Below are 20,430 nucleotides of genomic sequence, written 5' to 3' on the forward strand. Positions count from 1 at the left end.
CCTCAATGCAGGATTTCAGATGCAATTAAAGTATTCAAAGGCAATACTGCAAGATGGCTGTTTCTTACACATCCAGAAATCAAAACTAAGCTTTGGGGTGGACATTTATGGAATCCATCATATTTTGTAGCAACTGTAAGTGAGCGCACGAAAGAGCAGATCACTAATTATATAAGCAGTCAGAAAGAAAAGTAACACATGAAGATATATTCTACGTATTCCGTTAAAATAAAACAATACAATCATATATTTTCTGAGACAGTAACTATATAGATTGTGGCAATAGGAAGCACGCGACTTTAGTCGTGTGAGGCTTCACGTTGGATTAGGATAACTAGATAATGTTAATAGGCTTTTAGCAACTATAGTTTATAATAAGAAAAATGTAAAATTATTCCAAAAAAATTCTTGACATTGAATAAACATACGTGTAGAATAACTTCACATAAAGGCAAAGGCGTCTTAGAGAATGTACTCTAAGGCGCCTTTTGTTTTTTTATAAGGATTTTTATACACTTTTTTAGCTTTTAGCGGTGCAAAGGGGCATCAAGGCTTAAATGCCTTCCTTTTTGCGCCGCTTTTTTGTTTTTTCACCAAAGAATATGTATAAAAATTTATTCTATTAACTATTAGGAGGAAACAATATGTGTGCAATACTCGCATACGAAGGAGAGGGAATATCTAAAGAGTTCTTTGAAGAGATGCTCGAAAAGACAATTTCCAGAGGACCTGACATGACAAGAATACAAAAGGTTGAAGGTGGATGGCTTGGTTTTAATCGGCTTTCCATCATGGGTTTAAATGAAGCTGGAATGCAGCCTTTTAATCTTAATAATAATTATGTTGTCTGTAATGGGGAGTTGTATGGTTTCGAGAATTTAAAGAATTATCTTAAGTCTCTTGGATATTCGTTTAAAAGCGACAGCGATTGTGAAATATTGCTTCCTTTATATGAAAAGCTTGGTACAGCAATGTTCAGGTTTCTAGATGCTGAATTTGCATGTGTTATATATGATAGCGAAAAAAAGAAACTAATCGCTGCAAGAGATCCAATAGGAATCAGACCTTTGTATTATGGTTATGATAAAAAAGAAAACATTGTATTTGCATCCGAGCCTAAAAATCTTATTGGAGTTTGTGACAAGATAATGCCATTTCCTCCAGGACACTATTATGAAAATGGAAAATTTATCCAATATAGGGATATGACTAAAGTTGAAAAAGTATCAGAGGATAGTCTGGAAACAGTATTGGAAAAGATTCATGATAAGCTTCTTCTTGGAATTGATAAACGTCTATCAGCTGATGCTCCTATAGGTTTTCTTCTTTCTGGCGGACTTGATTCATCGCTTGTATGTGGTGTTGCTGCTGCAAGATCAGACAAACCTATTGAGACTTTTGCTATAGGAATGGATATAGATGCAATCGATCTAAAGTATGCGAGAGAAGTTGCTGAGTATATTCATAGCAGTCATCACGAAGTGATTATTACTAAAGATGATGTAATAAATGCATTAGAACCAGTTATAAAAGCCCTAGGTACTTATGACATTACAACTATTAGAGCATCAATTGGAATGTACCTTCTTTGTAAATGGATTCATGAGAACACAGATATAAAGGTAGTACTTACCGGTGAGATATCTGATGAACTTTTTGGATATAAATACACTGATTTTGCTCCAGACGCTGTTTCTTTTCAGGAAGAAGCAGCAAAAAGAATTAGAGAACTTCACATGTATGATGTTTTGAGAGCAGACAGATGCATAAGTGTTAACTCACTTGAAGCAAGAGTGCCATTTGGAGATTTGGATTTTGCAAGTTATGTAATGTCTATTGATCCAGAAAAGAAACTAAATACTTATGGAAAAGGAAAATATCTTTTGAGAAAAGCCTTTGAAAAAGATGAATTTATTCCATGGTCAATTCTCATGAGAGAAAAAGCAGCTTTTTCTGATGCTGTAGGTCACTCATTAAGAGATGATCTTATCGAATATGCAGACAGTATGTATTCAGATGATGAATTTGATAAAAAGAGATTTCAATATGAACATGCAACACCGTTTACTAAAGAATCTCTTTTATATAGAGAAATTTTTGAGAAGTATTACCCGGGTCAGTCAGAAATGATAGTAGATTTTTGGATGCCCAACAAGGAATGGGAAGGCTGTAATGTAGATGATCCGTCTGCACGAGTACTATCAAACTATGGCGAATCCGGCAAATAATTGTTATTCACCAATCGTCTAAACAAATTTTTTTGCACCATTAACAGGAGGAAAAAACAATGATAGATGCAAGTAAACTTACTGAAGAATTTGGCTCACTTGTTTTCAGCGATAAAGTTATGAAACAGCGCCTGCCAAAGAATATTTATAAGGCAGTTCATAAGACAATAGAAATGGGAAGTCATTTGGAACTTGATGTAGCTAACTGTGTTGCAGCGGTAATGAAGGAATGGGCAATTGAAAACGGTGCAACTCATTTTACACATTGGTTCCAGCCAATGACAGGTCTTACAGCTGAAAAGCATGATAGCTTCATTTCTCCTACAGATGATGGTAGCGTGATTATGGAGTTTTCAGGAAAAGAGCTTGTAAAGGGAGAGCCCGATGCTTCAAGTTTTCCATCAGGTGGTCTTCGTGCAACATTTGAAGCAAGGGGATATACTGCATGGGATCCTTCATCACCAGCATTTATCAAAGACGGTTCTTTGTACATTCCAACAGCTTTTTGCTCTTACGGAGGAGAAGCTCTTGATAAGAAAACACCTCTTCTTCGTTCTATGGAAGCTTTATCAAGAGAAGCTGTTAAAATGCTTCACCTTTTAGGTTATGAAGATGTTAAGAGAGTAAATACTACAATCGGTTCAGAACAGGAATATTTCCTTATTGATAAAGATTTTTATAAAAAGAGAAAAGACCTTCTTTTTACAGGACGTACACTTATCGGCGCACCTGCAACAAAAGGTCAGGAGATGGAAGATCATTACTTTGGTGTAATTAAGCCAAAGGTATCTGCATACATGCATGATTTGGATGAAGAGTTATGGAAGCTTGGAATCCCTGCTAAAACAAAGCATAACGAAGTTGCTCCTTCACAGCATGAACTTGCTCCTGTTTTTGAAACAGCTAATATTGCAGTAGACCACAATCAGCTCACAATGGAAGTAATGAAGAAGGTTGCTGATAAGCACAACTATGCATGTCTTCTTCATGAAAAACCATTTGAAGGAATTAATGGTTCCGGTAAGCATAATAACTGGTCTGTATGTACTGATACAGGAGTAAACCTTCTTGATCCAGGCAAAAATCCAGGAGAGAATATTCCTTTCCTTGTATTCCTTGTGTCAGTAATTGCTGCTGTTGATGATTATGCTCCTATTTTGAGATTATCTGTAGCATCCGCTGGAAACGATCACAGACTTGGAGCAAACGAGGCACCGCCAGCAATCGTTTCTATTTTCCTTGGAAATGAGCTTTCAGAAGTATTGAAGGGAGTAGAAGAGGGATGTACATATCAGAGCCAGGGCAAAGTACAGATGGCAATGGGTGCACAGGTTCTTCCACATTTTACAAAGGATAATACAGATAGAAACAGAACTTCACCTTTTGCATTTACAGGTAACAAGTTTGAATTCCGTATGCCTGGTTCTGCTGTTTCTGTTGCAAATGCTAACATTGTTTTGAATACAGCAGTTGCAGAAGAGCTTACAAGACTTTATGACAAACTTGCAGGATATAGCAAAGAAGAGCTTAATACAAAACTTTTTGAGATTCTCAAAGAAGAAATTGTAAAGCATAAGAGAGTTCTTTTCAACGGAAATGGCTATACAGATGAATGGGTTGAAGAGGCAGCGAAGAGAGGTCTTCCAAACCTTAAGTCTTTACCAGATGCAATGCCTTATTGGATTTCTGATGAATCAGTTGAACTTTTTACAAAGCATAACATCTTCACAAAGGAAGAGATTCAGTCAAGATATGATATTCTTCTTGAGAACTATTCAAAGTCAATTCATATTGAGTCTTTGACAATGCAGGAAATGGTAAGAAAAGATCTTACAGAAGGTTTAGTTGCATATCAGAAGGATGTTACAAATGAAATAATCCAGAAAAAGAGTGTTATCTCTGGAGCAGAGTGTCTGCTTGAGAACAATATTGTTAAGGTTCTCGATGAATCAGGAAGCCTTATGTTCAAAGCACTTGATAAGCTTGCAGCTGATACCAAAATTGCTGAAAGCATGACACAGGCACTTGAAACAGCAAGTTTCTATCAGAAGACAATCCTTTCAGATATGGATGAACTTCGTAAATATGCAGACAAAGCAGAGGCTCTTATTCCAGATAAGTACCTTGGCTACCCGACTTATGGTCAGATGCTTTTTTCACTCAGATAAACAAAAATAGAAGGTAGGAAGACTATGGAAACATGGATGAATGAACATGATGCCTGCGGAATTGGTGCAGTCATCAACATTAATGGTAACGCAGACAATAAAGTAGTTGATGATGCTCTTTCTATAGTTGAAAAACTTGAGCACAGAGCTGGTAAAGATGCTACTGGTAAAGTAGGAGATGGTGTAGGTATTCTCGTACAGATTTGTCATGGTTATTTTTCTAAGGAAGCTGCAAAGATAGGCATTTGTCTTAAAGAAGCCGGAGATTATGGAATTGGAATGTTCTTTTTTCCGACAGATTCTATGAAACGTATGTTCGCTAAGAGAATGCTCGAGGTCATAGCCAAGAAAGAAGGTCTGAAAGTTCTTGGATGGAGGGATGTTGAAATACATCCTGAAATTCTCGGCGAAGTTGCAAAAAACTGTATGCCTTATATTTGTCAGTGTTTTATTGAAAGACCAAATGATGTTAATCGTGGAATTGAATTTGACAGACGTTTGTACTGTCTTAGAAGAGAGTATGAAAAATCTTCCGAGGATACTTATATCTGTTCATTTTCATCCAGAACCATAGTCTATAAAGGAATGTTCCTTGTTGGTCAGTTGAGAAAGTTCTATTCTGATTTGCTTTCTCCTGATTACACTACCGCAATTGCTATGGTTCATAGCAGATTTTCAACTAACACAACTCCGTCCTGGCAGAGAGCTCACCCGTACAGAATGATTGCACATAATGGTGAAATCAATACTATTCGTGGTAATAGCGATAGAATGCTTGCTAGAGAAGAAACCATGTCATCAGAAATTTTAGGTGATGAGCTTGGAAAGGTATACCCAGTAATTGGCTCATCAGGTTCTGATTCAGCTATGCTTGATAATACTCTTGAGTTTTTGTATATGAATGGCATGGATTTGCCTCTTGCTATGATGCTGACTATTCCAGAGCCTTGGAAAAATAATGGTTTCATGGCGCAGGATAGAAAGGATTTTTATCATTATTATGCAACTATGATGGAACCTTGGGATGGACCTGCTGCCGTTCTTTTCACAGATGGTGAGATATTCGGTGCTACTCTCGATAGAAACGGTCTTAGACCATCAAGATATTATGTAACTAAAGATGGAAGACTTATCTTGTCTTCAGAGGTAGGTGTTCTTGATATTCCTGATGAAAATATTGAGAAAAAATCAAGACTTTCACCAGGACATATGCTGGTAGTTGATACTAAAAAGGGACGTATCATCTCTGATAAAGAATGTAAAGAAAAGTACTCCAAGGCAAAACCTTACGGAGAATGGCTTGATAGATACCTTCTTCATATTAATAAGTTAAACATCCCTAACAAAAAAATACCAACTCATACTCAGGAAATGCGTGATAAGCTTTATAAAGTATTCGGATATTCTTATGAAGATGTCAAAGAGCAGATTATGCCTATGGCAATGAATGGAATAGAACCTACGGTATCAATGGGTGCTGATATCCCGCTTGCAATGCTATCAAAACATCATCAGCCATTATTCTGTTATTTTAAACAGCTTTTTGCGCAGGTAACTAATCCACCAATCGACTCTCTTAGAGAAAAAGTTGTTACAGATACAACTGTATATATTGGTTCAGATGGTAATCTCTTAAAAGAAAAAAGTGATAACTGCAGAGTTCTTGAAATCAATAACCCAATCCTGACAGGTGTTGACCTTATGAAAATTGAGTCATTAGATAGACCGGGATTCAAAGCAGGTAAGATTTCACTTTTGTATTACAAAAATACACCAGTTGAAAGAGCACTCGAGCAATTAAATATATCAGTTGACAGAGCTATTGCCAATGATGTGAACATTATTATTTTGTCCGATAGAGGAGTAGATGAAAACCATATGCCGATTCCATCTCTTCTTGCAGTGTCTTCAGTTGAACAGCATCTGGTACGAACCAAAAAACGTACAGTTGTTTCACTTATACTTGAAAGTGGTGAACCAAGGGATGTACATCAGATAGCAACGCTTCTCGGATTTGGAGCAAGAGCAATTCATCCATATTTGGCACAGGAGTGTATTGCAGAGCTTATCGATATCGGAATCTTGGATAAGGATTACCATACAGCTATTTCGGATTATAATAAAGCGCTTCTTGGCGGAGTTGTCAAAATAGCTGCAAAGATGGGTATTTCAACACTACAGTCCTATCAGTCTGCAAGAATTTTCGAAGCTGTTGGTCTTTCAAAAGAATTTGTAGACAAATATTTTACAGGTACTATTAGCAGAGTTGGTGGTATTGGAATAGAAGAAATAGGACAGGATGTTGAATTCCGTCATAATAAAGCCTTTGACCCGCTTGGCCTTTCAACAGATACAACGCTTGATTCTATCGGATTCCATGGGCTTAGAAGTGGTGACGATAAAGAAGATCATATGTATAGTCCAAAGACTATCGTTACGCTTCAAAGAGCTGTAAGAGAAAATGATTATGAACGCTTCAAGGAATATACAAAAATGGTAGATGACGAGAATAGACCGCATACCTTGAGAGCACTATTATCGTTTGTTCCTGCTAAAGAGCCTGTACCAATTGAAGAAGTGGAAAGTGAGACTGAAATTGTTAAAAGATTTCAGACAGGTGCTATGTCTTATGGATCTCTTTCAAAGGAAGCTCATGAAACACTTGCTATTGCTATGAATAGACTTGGAGGAAAGTCTAATACCGGAGAAGGCGGAGAAGATTCAGCTCGTTTTGGAACAGAGAAAAACAGCGCTGTTAAGCAGATTGCATCTGGTAGATTCGGCGTTACAAGCGAGTATCTTCAAAGTGCAAAGGAAATACAGATTAAGATGGCTCAGGGAGCAAAACCAGGTGAAGGTGGTCATCTTCCTGGGAAAAAAGTATATCCATGGGTTGCAAAGACAAGATTCTCAACACCAGGCGTATCACTTATTTCACCTCCACCACATCACGACATTTATTCAATTGAAGATTTGGCTCAGCTTATCTATGATTTGAAAAATGCCAATGATAAGGCGAGAATATCTGTAAAGCTTGTATCTGAAGCCGGAGTTGGAACAATTGCATCAGGTGTGGCAAAGGCTGGCGCACAGGTGATTCTGGTATCAGGTTACGATGGAGGTACAGGAGCAGCACCTTCCTCATCAGTTCACCATGCAGGTCTTCCATGGGAACTTGGTGTAAGCGAAGCACATCAGTCACTTCTTGATAACGGGCTAAGAAGTCGTGTAGTTCTTGAAACTGATGGTAAGCTTATGACAGGAAGAGATGTAGCTATTGCTGCACTTCTTGGAGCAGAGGAATTTGGTTTTGCCACAGCTCCTCTCGTATGTATGGGATGCATGATGATGAGAGTATGCTCTAAGGATACTTGTCCTGTAGGTATTGCTACTCAGAACGAAGAACTTAGAAAACGTTTTAAAGGCAAACCAGAACATGTAATGAATTTCATGCTCTTTATAGCAAGACAATTAAGAGAAATCATGAGCGTACTTGGTTTTAGAACTCTCACCGAAATGGTTGGAAGAACAGACTGTCTTCAGATGAGAGAAACAAAAGGAAAGTATGCTGCAGATTTAAGTCGTATTATTAATAACAGCTATGCAAAACGTGAAAAATCATTCTTTGATATTAAAGATGTGTATGACTTTGGACTTGAGAAAACATTAGATTCTAAAGTTCTTATTCCAACATATGAAAAGGAAAAGAATCTTTTAAATCCATATGCTCATAGAAGTAGCGATATGCATACTATCAATATGAAAGTTAATATCTCAAGTACAGACAGAAGTTTTGGTACACTTCTTGGAAGCAGAGTAACTGCGGATTTCAAGAATGCACTTAGAGATGATTCCATAAACATTGAAGCTCATGGAGGTGGAGGTCAGTCTTTTGGTGCATTCCTTCCAAAAGGAGTAACCTTGAAACTTTATGGAGATGCCAATGATGGATTTGGAAAAGGCTTATCTGGAGGTAAGGTTATAGTAAGACCATCAGAAAACTCTACTTTTAGCGCACATGACAATATTATTATTGGTAATGTAGCTTTGTACGGTGCAACTGCCGGTAAGGCTTATGTATGCGGTATTGCTGGCGAAAGATTTTGTGTTAGAAATTCAGGTGCTATTGCTGTTTCGGAAGGATGTGGTGATCACGGTCTTGAATATATGACTGGTGGAAGAGCAGTTATTCTAGGCATGACCGGTAAAAATTTTGCTGCTGGTATGAGTGGTGGAATAGCTTATGTTCTTGATAAAGAGCATACTCTTTATCTTAGAATGAATAAAGATATGGCATCACTCTACGAGCTGACTGAAAAGTATGATATTGCAGAACTTCGAGGAATCCTTGTTGATTATGTAAAAGAGACAAATTCCATTTTTGCTCGAGAAATTCTGGATAATTTCGAAGAATTCATTCCAGATTTCAAGAAGATTGTTCCTAATGATTATCAAAAGATGATTACTACAATAGGAAAATTTGAGGAACAGGGTGTAGATCATGAGCATGCCGTGCTTGAGGCATTTAAGGAACTCACCTGATAAAAACGAGCAAATTTTATAATAGGAGATGGATTTAGAAATGGGAAAAGAAACTGGATTTCTAGAATTTAAAAGAACAGACAACATAGATGTTTTGCCACAGGATAGAATTAAAAATTTCGATGAATTTCACAAAGCACTAGATACAGACAGTAGGCGCAAACAAGCTGCAAGATGCATGAATTGCGGAGTTCCATTCTGCCAGTCAGCTATGAATCTTAGCGGAATGGTTACAGGGTGTCCTCTTCATAATCTGATTCCTGAGTGGAATGATGAAATATATAAAGGTCATGACAAGCATGCATTCAACAGATTGCATAAAACAAGTAATTTTCCAGAGTTTACAGGACGAGTATGTCCTGCACTCTGCGAAAAAGCATGTATTAATTCACAAAATGGTGATGCTGTTACAGTTCACGATAATGAATTGTATCTTGTTGAAACTGCATTTAAGAATGGTTATATAAAGCCTGAAGTGCCTTCTATAAGAAGTGGCAAAAAAGTGGCAGTTGTCGGAAGTGGTCCTTCAGGTCTTGCTGTTGCAGATGAGCTTAATCACAGAGGGCATATTGTTGAAGTATATGAACGTGAAGATGAAATAGGTGGTCTTCTCATGTACGGAATTCCTAACATGAAGCTTGATAAGAGCGTAATAAAGAGAAGAAGAAAACTTATGGAGGATGAAGGCATTGTTTTCCATACAAATACTAACATCGTGGCAGGTGAAAAGGCAAATGAGCTTTTAAACAGTTTTGACGCCGTAGTCTTGTGTTGTGGATCCAAAAAGGCAAGGAGTCTTCCTATTGCGGACCCTGAAAAAGTTAAAGGCGTATACAATGCGGTAGATTTTCTGACACAGACTACAAAAGCTCTTATGAAAGCTGATTCTACAAGTGTAGAGGCCCTTGAAAAACAGGGGGGATTTATCAGCGCCAAGGGAAAGAATGTTGTAATCGTTGGAGGTGGTGATACAGGAAATGACTGTATTGCTACATCAATTAGGCATGGTGCCAAGAGCGTTACCGCGCTTGAAATGATGCCGAACCCTCCAAAAGAAAGAACTGATAAAAATCCATGGCCGGAATGGCCAAAGGTTCTGAAGACAGATTATGGTCATCAGGAAGCAATTTATCTTTACGGGAAAGATCCTAGAGAGTATGAAACAACTGTAAAAACTATAGCAGTGGATAAAAAAGGCAATATAAAGCAAATCGAAACTGTTAAGGTGACTTTTAGAGATGGTAAACTTGTGGAGGTACCTAATTCTGAAAAGACAATCAAGTGTGAAATGCTCTTAATTGCTGCTGGTTTTGTTGGATGCGAAGATTACACTGCAGAGGCATTTTCTGTTAGAAGAAGTCAGAGAGGTACAGTTCTTACTGCAGACGATTCATATCATGTAGCAGGTAGTAAGATTTTTTGTGCAGGAGATATGCATAGAGGACAATCTCTTGTAGTTTGGGCAATTGCTGAAGGAAGAGCCTGTGCAAGAGAAGTTGATGAATATCTTATGGGTTATTCAAATCTTTGATATAACAAGAAAATAATCTTAGATATTGGCAAAAAGGTGTGAATCCTTGATTAGGTTGTATTTTTGCAATCTAATCAAGGATTTTTTGCTGTTGAGTGATTAAAGTTGTTAAAAACATTATCTTGTTTTTTTATTTACAGTTTTACTAAAGCTAAAAGTGGTAATAATAAACTGACGATTTACTAAAAAACGTATTTTATACTTGTTACACCTAAAAACCTTGTATATAATGGTATAGGTGTCATAGCCACAATCCTGGAAATAGAGGTTTTGTTTTAAATGAATAGTTCGCAGAAAAAGAAGGTTTTTTGGATGCTTTTCTCTGTTTTTCTGTCAGCATTTACTATCTGGACAGTTTTAAAACAGAATGAAAATATGTCCTTTTCTATGCTTATTGATATACTTGGCAAGACAGATAAAAGGTGGATGATTGCAGCTTTTGCATCGGCAGGATTATTTGTATTTTTTGAGGGTGTAGCGATATGCTCGATTTTAAAAGGAATATCGTATAAAAGAAGTTTGAAAAAAGGCATTATATATAGTACATCAGATGTATATTTTTCAGCAATAACGCCGTCTGCTACAGGAGGACAGCCTGCAAGTGCATATTTCATGCATAAGGATGGAATTCCTGTCGGAGTTGCTTCTGCTGCACTGATTTTAAATATTATGTTATATACTGCGTCTATAGTATTTTTGGGAATAATAGCGATGATATTGACGCCGCAGTGTTTTTTTAGCTTCGGACTTCCGGCAAAATTACTTATAATTCTCGGGTTGTTTGGTCTAACATTAACCACTGTTTTTTTTCTTACAGTATTGGTTAAAAGTGAAAAGATTTTTTCATTATTATCAAAGCTTCTGAATTTCCTTCACAAGAAAAAGGTTATTCACAGACTTGAACCAAGAATAAAAAAGTTGTATAAGATTCAGGATGATTATAATAACTGTTCGAGACTTCTTGCTGGAAAGACATCAATTCTTGTAAAAGCATTTTTCTGGAATATTCTTCAGAGAACTGCACAGATAATTGTTCCTGCTCTTGTATATCTTGCAATGGGTGGTGACAGGCATCTGTTTACAGTACTGTTTTCCAAACAGTGTCTTATTACTATTGGATATAATTTTGTTCCGATTCCAGGTGCTATGGGAATAGCGGATTATTTGATGATTGATGGTTTTTCAAGTGTTATTTCTACTGATGAAGCTTTTCTCTTAGAGATGATTAGCAGATGTATTACATTCTATATTTGTGTAGCGGCCAGTGGTCTTATTACACTTGCTGCATATTTACGAAAAAGAAAGAAATAAATTCAAGGAAGAAATAAGCAAGCATAATCTTTGTAAAATATAAGAATCAAAAATTTTAGATAAAACTTTAATATGTGTAAATAGATATGTTTGAAAGAGCATAGCCTAGATGATGATAGATTATTTAGAGCTATAGCTCTTTTTTTGATACATTAAGTTTTTACTTTATCATAGGCATAAGAGAGGGAGAAGAAGCTTAATCGGTAAGATTTTTTAACCGATAATTAGAATATAGTAATGCCATCTTTATTATAAAATTTTCATGATTTGTCGAGAATTCGTTTATCATGTCGAAGCAGTGCAATATTCCCATGACTATATATGTATTGCTACTGCCGCAACACTTGTTGGGAGGTTGGATTAAAAAGTGGAACAAAAAGTACAAATAAGTTAGGAATTACCATTGTTTCGAGGAAGGAGAAGTAATGAACACTGTATTATTTGAACCCCAAAATGAAGAGATACAGATTCAACTTCGGCGTCATCAGGATGCATTGGCTCTAAGTGGTGGGATGGTAATCGTCATGTCACTATGGGATATCATCAAACTCTTTATTACTTTTTTTCTTGGAGAAGAATCAATTTCAAAATTAATTGAGATTGTTATGAATCAGAGTGGTGCAGATCTTATAGGTACGGAATATGAACAAATAGTGAATATCATCTTGTGGATATTCTTTTTGTTGATACTGTTTTTGTTTAGTGGAATTGTATTTCTATACCACCTTTACATTGGGTTGAATGCTTTTAGAGCCGGACGGTCAACAGCCAAAAAGCGTAATAAGTTTTATCTTGTGGTGACTTTATTTAGCGCGTTATTCACTGGAGTGCTTATTTTAAGTAATATTTTTAACTGTATCAGAAAAAAAGATATGAGCGGAAATATAGATTTGGCCTATTTCATAATGGAAGTTACTGCATTTATTAATTATGTTTCCATTTTATATTCGTCTAATAAAATAAAAAGTCTAAAAAAGCAGGAGGCATAAAATGACAATTTGGCAGAGATTAAGAAAGATATTGTTTGCTTTTTTAATGATTCTAATTGGCATAGCGATGCTTGCTTTTGGGGAAAGAGCATATATGGCCATTATTGGCGTCTTTTCTATTTCATTGGAAATCATAGGACTGCGTATGCTTTGGTTTTATTTCCGGATGGCTCGACACATGGTCGGTGGTAGAACTATTCTATTTCGTGGAGTTCTATTTTTGGATTTTGGAATCTTTACGGGTTCTCTTGCATGGGTACCTAGAGTGTATGTACTAATGTATTTAGCAGGGACATTGGCTTTTTCTGGTATTGTTGATCTTGTGGGCGCAAATGAAGCAAGAGGAATTAATAGCTCATGGAAATTTAAGACTTTTCAGGGTGTAGTTAAGGTGATGTTTGCGATTATATGTCTTATCTTTATGAGAAGTGGAGCAAGAGTTGTAAATATCTGTGCAGCTGGATTTATTTTTTCAGCAGTAATGAGTATTGTTAATGCATTACGTCGTCAGCAGGTAATAACGATAGATTAAACAGGAGCAGAGAAAAAATGCAGGGAGATTTTCATTATTACGCAACTTACTGCGCTGCATTACTTGCGGGGTACGATCATAAAAGCAGCGTTGATATATGTCATGCAGCCCAGTTGGTAGATCACTGTTCACGTACTTGGTTGAAAAAATCAGGTGGACCTTCGCAGGCTGCGACAACACAGCTTCAATCGGAGCTTTTACAGGCAAGGACAGACCCTCTAGGTTTATGTGACATAACAAGAATATGGTCATCTTTCCATTTTCTTCCGAGGGATTTATATGCAGAGGTCAATATAGGTTCAAAGAATTATAAAGACAAATACCGACTAATATGCGGGCCAAATGGAAATCTGTTGGTAGATACAGTAACACTTGCAAAGGACAAGGGAATGGAAGCTGCTGGTGTTGCAATGCATGTTCTCGCAGATACTTGGGCTCATACATATTTTGCTGGAACACCTTCTCTGGTTATTAATAATACAAACTGGTATTTTTATGAGCTTTTATCAGAGGATGGTATGAAAATAGAACGTAGGCGGATAAAGTTTTCTCATAATCCTTCGGCTTCTGAGAACGTTGACAAGCCAGTTTATGTTGGGAGTGTTTATCAATCTGATGAAAATTCCATCATGAATCTTGGACATGGTCGCGCAGGACATTTGCCTGACTATAGTTTTATACGATATGTTTATCTTCCTGCCTGGGGTGGATACAAGGAGATTATTAAAGATAACCCAAATGATTATGAGCAGGCGTTTGCTCAGATGGTATATGCTCTTAGATACCTTAAAGGAGCAGTAAATGTTTTTAAAAAAGAAACCTATGCTACGGAAATAATTCATCCACACATAGATAGAATTCGCGGGATAATCTCAAAGAGACAGGTTGATGCCTCTAGTGATTGGAAATCTTGGGGTGAGAGTCTTTCAGGCGAAGTAATTCCTGATTTTAATAAGGATGAGCATATCGAACAGTATCTTCAAAGCATAAATAAGTCTGACACATATCTTGGTCGATTTTTCGAGGCGGCACTTTTGCAGAAACAGATGGTAGCAAGAAAAATAATAGAATCGGGGAACCAGCTGGTAGGATTTAAATAGCGCATTTTTTATATATTTGAAATTCTGAATAATATTCGATAGATAAAACGTATTGAGTAGGAGAAGGAGCTAATGAGAAATTACAAATGTAGAGTTTTAAGAAAGGTCACATCACTGGTTATTGCTGCTACTTTGCTTTTTGCGTTTACAGGATGTAAAAATGGTGCGAGTAAGACAGATTTAGACACAATTGAAGAAGAAAAAAGTTCTGATTTTTCCGGTACTCCAGGTTTAGGAAAATGGGTTGATTCCGACATTATTGGTGCTGTTAAACATAATGATAATATACGGCTTCAAGATGACTTTGCTGCGGCTGTAAATAAAGATTATATCCTATCTGCTGTTATTGATCCTGCATATGAAGAAGCTAGCACGATTCTTGATGCAACTAAGCTTATATATGAAAGGTGCATGGATATTGCGGCTGATAATGCTATGTCAGGTAACAATGTAGAAAACTATAAGGCTTTGGTTAAGTTACATTCAAATTGGGATGAGCGGAACAAGCTTGGTGTAAAACCTCTTGAAAAATATCTTTCAGATATACAGAGTATATCTTCAATAAATGAACTTACAAATTATCAGGGAAATACTATGAAAAATCCTTTTTGTCTTGGATTGCTAATACCAGCATCAGTAGGAGCACAACTGCAGTTTCCAGAAAAGAGCACGTTAAATCTTGAAACTCCAAAGCTCTCTCTTGGGGATATTTCATCATATCTTGAATATACTAGTAACACATTATCAGCCAAGGAAAGAACAGATGATGTTGTTGGATACTTTCTTGGAAGGCTTGGCTATTCCGAAAAAGAGATTAAGGTTATTCTAAAAGGTAATTATAGAATAGAAACTTTTATCGCAAGAAATAGTAATATTGATTATTTTGGTATCACAGAAATGTTTACGCAGGCTCAGAATAACAGAGAAGAGATAAATGACTTACAAGGAGACTATCCGCTTTTGCAGATATTGGATAGCAGAGGATATACTGAATGCAATAATTATTATGTGGATTATTCATATCTAAAATCTTTATCTAAAATTTATACTGAAAAGAATCTTGAGGATATTAAGTCTTTTCTAATGGTTCAAACTATCGATTCAGTTAAGTATCTTCTTGATTTGGAATCATATAAAAAAATGGTTGAAATGTACACTCCAAGTGGTGGGAATAATTATGAAATTTCAGATGGCCAGCGAAGTGTTCTGTTTAGAAATGATGTAAAAACCTGTGGTTTTCTGCCACTATTGGACTCTTTGTACTTGGAAAAATATTTTATGGGTAACGAAAAAACAAATCAGATAAAAGAATACACAGATTCGATTATAAAGGCTTACTCAAAAATACTAGATGAAGAGGACTGGATGTCAGATGATACAAGGGATGCTGCAAAAGAAAAATTGCAAAAGATGGCTTTGCATCTTATAAAACCTGATAATATTGCAGATTATTCGGTTGTTAGAATAAAAAATTATGAAGAAGGAGGAAATCTTGTTGATGCTGCTGCCGAAGGCAGACGCGTAGAAGAAGCTCACAGGATAGTTAAAAGTGCAGATTCAAAGTGGGACAGATTTAGATGGGATATTTATGACACAAATAGATCTACTACTGAGGTAAATTGCGTTTACTATAATAACGAAAATGGTATCTATATAATGTCGGGATATGTGGCTGTGTGTGATGCTGCATTTGGTGAAAATGCATCGCTTGAGCAGTTTGCTGGAATAGTTGGTACTACAATTGGTCATGAGATAACCCATGGATTTGATTCAAACGGAACAAAGTTTGATTTGTACGGTCGACAGTTTGATGAAGATAGAATAAGCATTGACTGGATGGAACCACAGGATAGGTCAAAGATGGATGAAAAGGCATCGAAGCTTTCGGGGTATTTCTCAATGGCAAGGCCAATTTCTGGACAACAGAAAGTAAATGGTAGTCTGGTAAAAGATGAAGCTATAGCTGATATGGGAGGTGTCAAATCTGTACTATATGCGGCTCGAGAAATGCCTGATTTTAATTATGATGAGTTTTTCAGAGCTTTTGCAAGGCAATATGCTCAACAGACAAATGAGAAAAGTGAACTAGGCGCTATGAAAGGTGATGTACATCCACTTCAGTTTTATAGGATAAATATTGTGCTTCAGCAATATGATGAATTCATCAAAACTTATGATATAAAGCCAGGAGACGGAATGTACTTAAGCCCTGAAAAAAGAGTTAATGTCTGGTGATTTCTTTTCAGGAAGGAGATAATTATGGAATCAGATATTTCAAATGCAGCAATTAGGCTCGATAACATAATCAAAAGTTATGGTAAACACGACGTACTAAAAGGTGTCACTATGCAAGTAAATAAAGGAGATATCTATGGTCTAGTGGGAAAAAACGGTGCAGGCAAAACCACTATTTTCAAAATGATCTTAGGATTATCAGAATATACTTCTGGTAGTGTTTCTATAGCTGGATCTCAGAATCGAAAAGAATTGTTTGAAAACAGAGCAAAGGTGGGTTTTTTTGTAGGATCAAATTTTTATGGATATCTTTCAGGGAGAGCAAATCTGGAATATTATGCAGCAGCAAAAGGACTTAAGGGAAAAGAGCTAAAAAAAGAAGTGGATCGAGTTCTGAAGATTGTTGGTCTGACCGACGGGAAGGAAAAACAAAAGGCCAAGGGATATTCTCTTGGAATGAAACAGCGTCTTGGAATAGGAAATGCAATTCTTGGAAATCCGGATATCCTCATTCTGGATGAACCTACAAATGGTCTAGATCCTCAAGGTATTGCAGATATTCGCCATATGATACGACGATTTAGAGATGAGTTTGGAATGACAGTCATAGTTTCAAGTCATATTTTGGGAGAACTGGAAAATACCGCAGATCGTTTCGGAATAGTTCATAATGGCATTATAGCTAAAGAAATCACGCAGGATGATCTTTCTGCAAAGCGTCCTGAAGTTGAACTGACTGTTTCAGCTAGTAACCTAGAAAGAGCCAAAAGTATTCTTTCAGAGAATGGTATTGATATTCTTAAAGAGGGAAAAGAGAAAGTTACTCTAGAAGATTATTACTTTGAACTCATTGGAGGATCTAGTGAATGAGAAATTTGTTAAGAGCAGATTTGAAGCGCATCTTTCGAATAGGTCTAATTTATGAAGGACTTCTGATTGCGATGACATATATTTCATATGCGGTACTTGAAGGTGTTGTAAATGATGGCTCAATTGGCCTAATCAGAGGCGTGCAGAAATCACTAAGCGGGGGGCCTATATCTCTTTTTATAGTCTTTCCTACCTTCTATGCTGTTTTTGCACATGAACTGTCTTCAAAATCGATGCAGATTGTGCTTGGCCACGGCATTACAAGAGATAAGCTCATAATAGCCAAGTTACTTGATGCAGCAATAATGCTTTTTTGTTTGTATCTATTTATTATAGCAGTGACTGTTTTGGTAATTAATTCAGAATCTGCAATTGTATTAAGTACGCAGCAGCAAATAAATCTTATAATATTTATCATTTTGAGGTGGTTTAGACATTTTGGCTACATTGTCTTTTCAGCTACAATTATGTACATTTCAAGCTCTACAGTTTTAGGAATAATCGCATGTATTGCATTTTCGGCTGTATTTAAACTTGTTTTTGATTTAATAGAATTTTTTTCTTCATTTTCATTATATGACTATACTTTTGATGGACTTTTGGACTGGGCATATACCGGAATAGAAATTGGAGCAGTTCCTTGGCAGATTTTTCCTGCGATTTGTTATATTTTGGCAGCTCTTACTATTACGACCTATTTTTTCCGGAGAAAGGAGTTTGACTTTTGACAAATCTAATCTTTGCAGATGTGAAAAGAATATTGAGAAAACCGTCATATTGGATTGTGCTTGGAATTTGCCTAATGATTTCGTTTTTTTGGACGATTGGATCAAAAAACAACGGATTCATAAGCGGATTAACATTTGCTTCTAATCAGGGAATTGCTATAAATACAATAAATCTTTTTATAGGAATTGCCATATATGTGAGTGTATATGCCGATGAATTTTCTTCCAATTCCATGCAATGTCTTATTGGAAGGGGAATTTCAAGAAGAAGGCTTCTTATTGCCAAGTTTATTAACAGCGTGATTATAACCTTTATTTCTTATGTAATCTATACTCTTTTTGTAACTATAACAGTCTTTATAATGAGTATAAAGATGAACGTGTCAGAGAGCAGCTTTTTATATAGTTCAATATTAACCAATGCTTTTATTACTTTGGGATACTCAACAATTTCCATGATCATTCTTTTTTGGAGTAAGAATGTTGCTTATGCCACATTGGTGGATGCATTTCTTATTTTTGCAGGTGGAACTTTATTAGGTATATTTGATAGCATTCCAGGAATAAAACTCTTGCATTTAGACAGACATATGTTTTTGCATGCCCTTGAATGTGCCAAAGTAGATTTGCTGCTTACTGGAGGAACTGCAATTTTTACACTTCTTTGGCATGTAGCAAAGGTTTGTGTTATTTCCATTATTTTGGCATACCTTCTTTTTAGAAAAAAAGAGCTGGATTTTTGATAACAAGAATCAGGTGGTAATGCAATAAAAATCGATTTCAATTTCCATGTTTATATAGGTTCTTGTTTTCATTAGGAAAATCAAGAAACGTACCAGACCAAAATTTGTCGCCAAGAGAAATATTGTCCTGCGAAGCAGGATTCTTGCTGATGATTATCCTAAATCTCAGCAAGAAGTCATTCTTTGTTCGTGGAAAAGAATTATATCTTGTGTATCTAGTTTAGGCGAGATTGGATTTTAGAGAAGGCTGAACCTACATTAATTTTCAATAATGGGGGTTCAGCCTTTTTAATTATATAAAACATTCATTTTTTGTTGAATCATACAAATAGATGTAATATAATTTAGATGCAGCTAAAGTAATTTAATATAAAATAAACCCAATGAATTAATTTATACGCTGCAAAAAACAAATAAAATATTTATTAAAAAAATAAACCACTATGATTAACCTAAAAATATAGATATTTGGAGAATGAATATTATGTCCGATGAATTGAAACTTACCTACAATGAACCATGGATTTTGCAAAGGGCTGATCCGTATATTACAAAAGCCCATGATGGTTTTTACTATTTTACAGCTTCTGTACCGGAATATGACAGAATTGTATTAAGACGAGCAAAGACAATTGCTGAATTGAAAGATGCATATGAGTTTACCATTTGGCTTAAACATGAGTCAGGAATAATGGGAGAACATATTTGGGCGCCTGAACTTCACTATGTAATGGGAAAGTGGTACATCTATTTTGCTGCAGGTGATGCAGAAGATAAGTGGCATATAAGACCATATGTTCTTGAGTGTGAAGGAGACGATCCTATAAATGACATGTGGACAGAAAAGGGAATGATGAAGTGTGCAGATGATGATGAGTTTTCCTTCAGGGCATTTTCGCTTGATGCCACAGTATTTGAAAACAATCAGAAGTGGTACTATGTCTGGGCGGAAAAAGTTGGTGTTGGAAAACAGATTTCCAACCTTTATATTGCAGAGCTTCTAACTCCTTATAAATTAAAAACTGTTCAGGTGCTTCTTACAAGTCCTGATTATGATTGGGAGAGAGTTGGATTTTGGGTAAATGAAGGTCCTGGAGTTTTGAAAAGAAACGGGAAAATCTTTTTGACATACTCTGCAAGTGAAACTGGGCCAGCGTATTGCGTTGGAATGCTTACAGCAGATGAAAATGCAGATCTTTTAGATCCGTTGTCATGGAGAAAAGAAAGATATCCGGTCCTTAAAATGTGTAAAGAAAAAGGAATCTTTGGACCGGGGCATAATTCATTTACAGTTGATGAAAATGGAAATGATATTCTTGTATATCATGCAAGAACAACAGAGAAAATTGAGGGGGATCCTTTATACAATCCTAACAGGCATACAATGCTTATGAAAATACAATATGACGAAGGCGGGTGTCCTGTTTTTAGATTCTGATTTATTAGAGGGTTG

14 protein-coding genes are annotated in these 20,430 nt (G+C 36.2%); all 14 read left to right on the top strand.

Features of this window, described 5'->3' with window-relative positions:
- Positions 1 to 195: IS200/IS605 family transposase (tnpA, locus tag G634_RS0111735; RefSeq protein ID WP_026505441.1), on the top strand; the 195-nt coding region annotated here is incomplete at its 5' end.
- A gap of 449 nt (positions 196 to 644) precedes the next feature.
- Positions 645 to 2,228, top strand: coding sequence for an asparagine synthase B (gene asnB, locus G634_RS0111740; RefSeq protein WP_026505442.1), 1,584 nt, complete (start codon positions 645 to 647; stop codon positions 2,226 to 2,228).
- Positions 2,229 to 2,287: 59 nt separating this feature from the next.
- Positions 2,288 to 4,396 (top strand): glutamine synthetase III family protein, encoded by a 2,109-nt coding sequence (locus G634_RS0111745; protein ID WP_035799898.1) that lies wholly within the window; start codon positions 2,288 to 2,290, stop codon positions 4,394 to 4,396.
- Positions 4,397 to 4,420: 24 nt separating this feature from the next.
- Positions 4,421 to 8,938, top strand: a complete 4,518-nt coding sequence (gene gltB, locus G634_RS0111750; protein ID WP_026505444.1) for a glutamate synthase large subunit — start codon at positions 4,421 to 4,423, stop codon at positions 8,936 to 8,938.
- A gap of 40 nt (positions 8,939 to 8,978) precedes the next feature.
- The gene (locus G634_RS0111755; RefSeq protein WP_026505445.1) at positions 8,979 to 10,469 is read left to right on the top strand and encodes a glutamate synthase subunit beta; all 1,491 of its coding nucleotides are present in this window, start codon (positions 8,979 to 8,981) and stop codon (positions 10,467 to 10,469) included.
- A 279-nt stretch (positions 10,470 to 10,748) separates the two neighbouring features.
- Positions 10,749 to 11,780, top strand: coding sequence for a lysylphosphatidylglycerol synthase transmembrane domain-containing protein (locus G634_RS0111760; protein ID WP_026505446.1), 1,032 nt, complete (start codon positions 10,749 to 10,751; stop codon positions 11,778 to 11,780).
- Between the two features lie 425 nt (positions 11,781 to 12,205).
- Positions 12,206 to 12,769: a hypothetical protein gene (locus G634_RS0111765; protein WP_026505447.1), complete on the top strand. Its 564-nt coding sequence runs from the start codon at positions 12,206 to 12,208 to the stop codon at positions 12,767 to 12,769.
- 1 nt (position 12,770) lies between these two features.
- Positions 12,771 to 13,301: a DUF308 domain-containing protein gene (locus G634_RS0111770; protein ID WP_026505448.1), complete on the top strand. Its 531-nt coding sequence runs from the start codon at positions 12,771 to 12,773 to the stop codon at positions 13,299 to 13,301.
- Between the two features lie 17 nt (positions 13,302 to 13,318).
- Positions 13,319 to 14,401, top strand: a complete 1,083-nt coding sequence (locus G634_RS0111775) for a DUF6765 family protein (protein ID WP_026505449.1) — start codon at positions 13,319 to 13,321, stop codon at positions 14,399 to 14,401.
- Positions 14,402 to 14,473: 72 nt separating this feature from the next.
- Complete coding sequence (locus tag G634_RS0111780; protein ID WP_026505450.1) at positions 14,474 to 16,636, top strand: M13 family metallopeptidase; 2,163 nt, start codon at positions 14,474 to 14,476, stop codon at positions 16,634 to 16,636.
- A gap of 24 nt (positions 16,637 to 16,660) precedes the next feature.
- On the top strand, positions 16,661 to 17,506 hold the full coding sequence (locus G634_RS19050; RefSeq protein WP_051233913.1) for an ABC transporter ATP-binding protein: 846 nt from the start codon (positions 16,661 to 16,663) through the stop codon (positions 17,504 to 17,506).
- Complete coding sequence (locus G634_RS0111790) at positions 17,503 to 18,234, top strand: ABC transporter permease (RefSeq protein WP_026505451.1); 732 nt, start codon at positions 17,503 to 17,505, stop codon at positions 18,232 to 18,234. The genes G634_RS19050 and G634_RS0111790 overlap by 4 nt, the downstream gene beginning before the upstream one ends.
- Positions 18,231 to 18,977: an ABC transporter permease gene (locus G634_RS0111795; RefSeq protein ID WP_026505452.1), complete on the top strand. Its 747-nt coding sequence runs from the start codon at positions 18,231 to 18,233 to the stop codon at positions 18,975 to 18,977. The genes G634_RS0111790 and G634_RS0111795 overlap by 4 nt, the downstream gene beginning before the upstream one ends.
- A 484-nt stretch (positions 18,978 to 19,461) precedes the next feature.
- On the top strand, positions 19,462 to 20,415 hold the full coding sequence (locus G634_RS0111800; protein ID WP_026505453.1) for a glycoside hydrolase family 43 protein: 954 nt from the start codon (positions 19,462 to 19,464) through the stop codon (positions 20,413 to 20,415).
- Positions 20,416 to 20,430: the final 15 nt, after the last annotated feature.

Origin of the sequence: Butyrivibrio sp. NC3005 (assembly GCF_000424545.1) — a bacterium.
Classification (GTDB): Bacteria; Bacillota; Clostridia; order Lachnospirales; family Lachnospiraceae; genus Butyrivibrio.

Excerpts from the sequence above, each read along its gene's own strand:
- asnB (WP_026505442.1), top strand. The coding sequence starts at position 645 with ATGTGTGCAATACTCGCATACGAAGGAGAGGGAATATCTAAAGAGTTC.
- G634_RS0111745 (WP_035799898.1), top strand. The coding sequence starts at position 2,288 with ATGATAGATGCAAGTAAACTTACTGAAGAATTTGGCTCACTTGTTTTC.
- gltB (WP_026505444.1), top strand. The coding sequence starts at position 4,421 with ATGGAAACATGGATGAATGAACATGATGCCTGCGGAATTGGTGCAGTC.
- G634_RS0111755 (WP_026505445.1), top strand. The coding sequence starts at position 8,979 with ATGGGAAAAGAAACTGGATTTCTAGAATTTAAAAGAACAGACAACATA.
- G634_RS0111760 (WP_026505446.1), top strand. The coding sequence starts at position 10,749 with ATGAATAGTTCGCAGAAAAAGAAGGTTTTTTGGATGCTTTTCTCTGTT.
- G634_RS0111765 (WP_026505447.1), top strand. The coding sequence starts at position 12,206 with ATGAACACTGTATTATTTGAACCCCAAAATGAAGAGATACAGATTCAA.
- G634_RS0111770 (WP_026505448.1), top strand. The coding sequence starts at position 12,771 with ATGACAATTTGGCAGAGATTAAGAAAGATATTGTTTGCTTTTTTAATG.
- G634_RS0111775 (WP_026505449.1), top strand. The coding sequence starts at position 13,319 with ATGCAGGGAGATTTTCATTATTACGCAACTTACTGCGCTGCATTACTT.
- G634_RS0111780 (WP_026505450.1), top strand. The coding sequence starts at position 14,474 with ATGAGAAATTACAAATGTAGAGTTTTAAGAAAGGTCACATCACTGGTT.
- G634_RS19050 (WP_051233913.1), top strand. The coding sequence starts at position 16,661 with ATGGAATCAGATATTTCAAATGCAGCAATTAGGCTCGATAACATAATC.
- G634_RS0111790 (WP_026505451.1), top strand. The coding sequence starts at position 17,503 with ATGAGAAATTTGTTAAGAGCAGATTTGAAGCGCATCTTTCGAATAGGT.
- G634_RS0111800 (WP_026505453.1), top strand. The coding sequence starts at position 19,462 with ATGTCCGATGAATTGAAACTTACCTACAATGAACCATGGATTTTGCAA.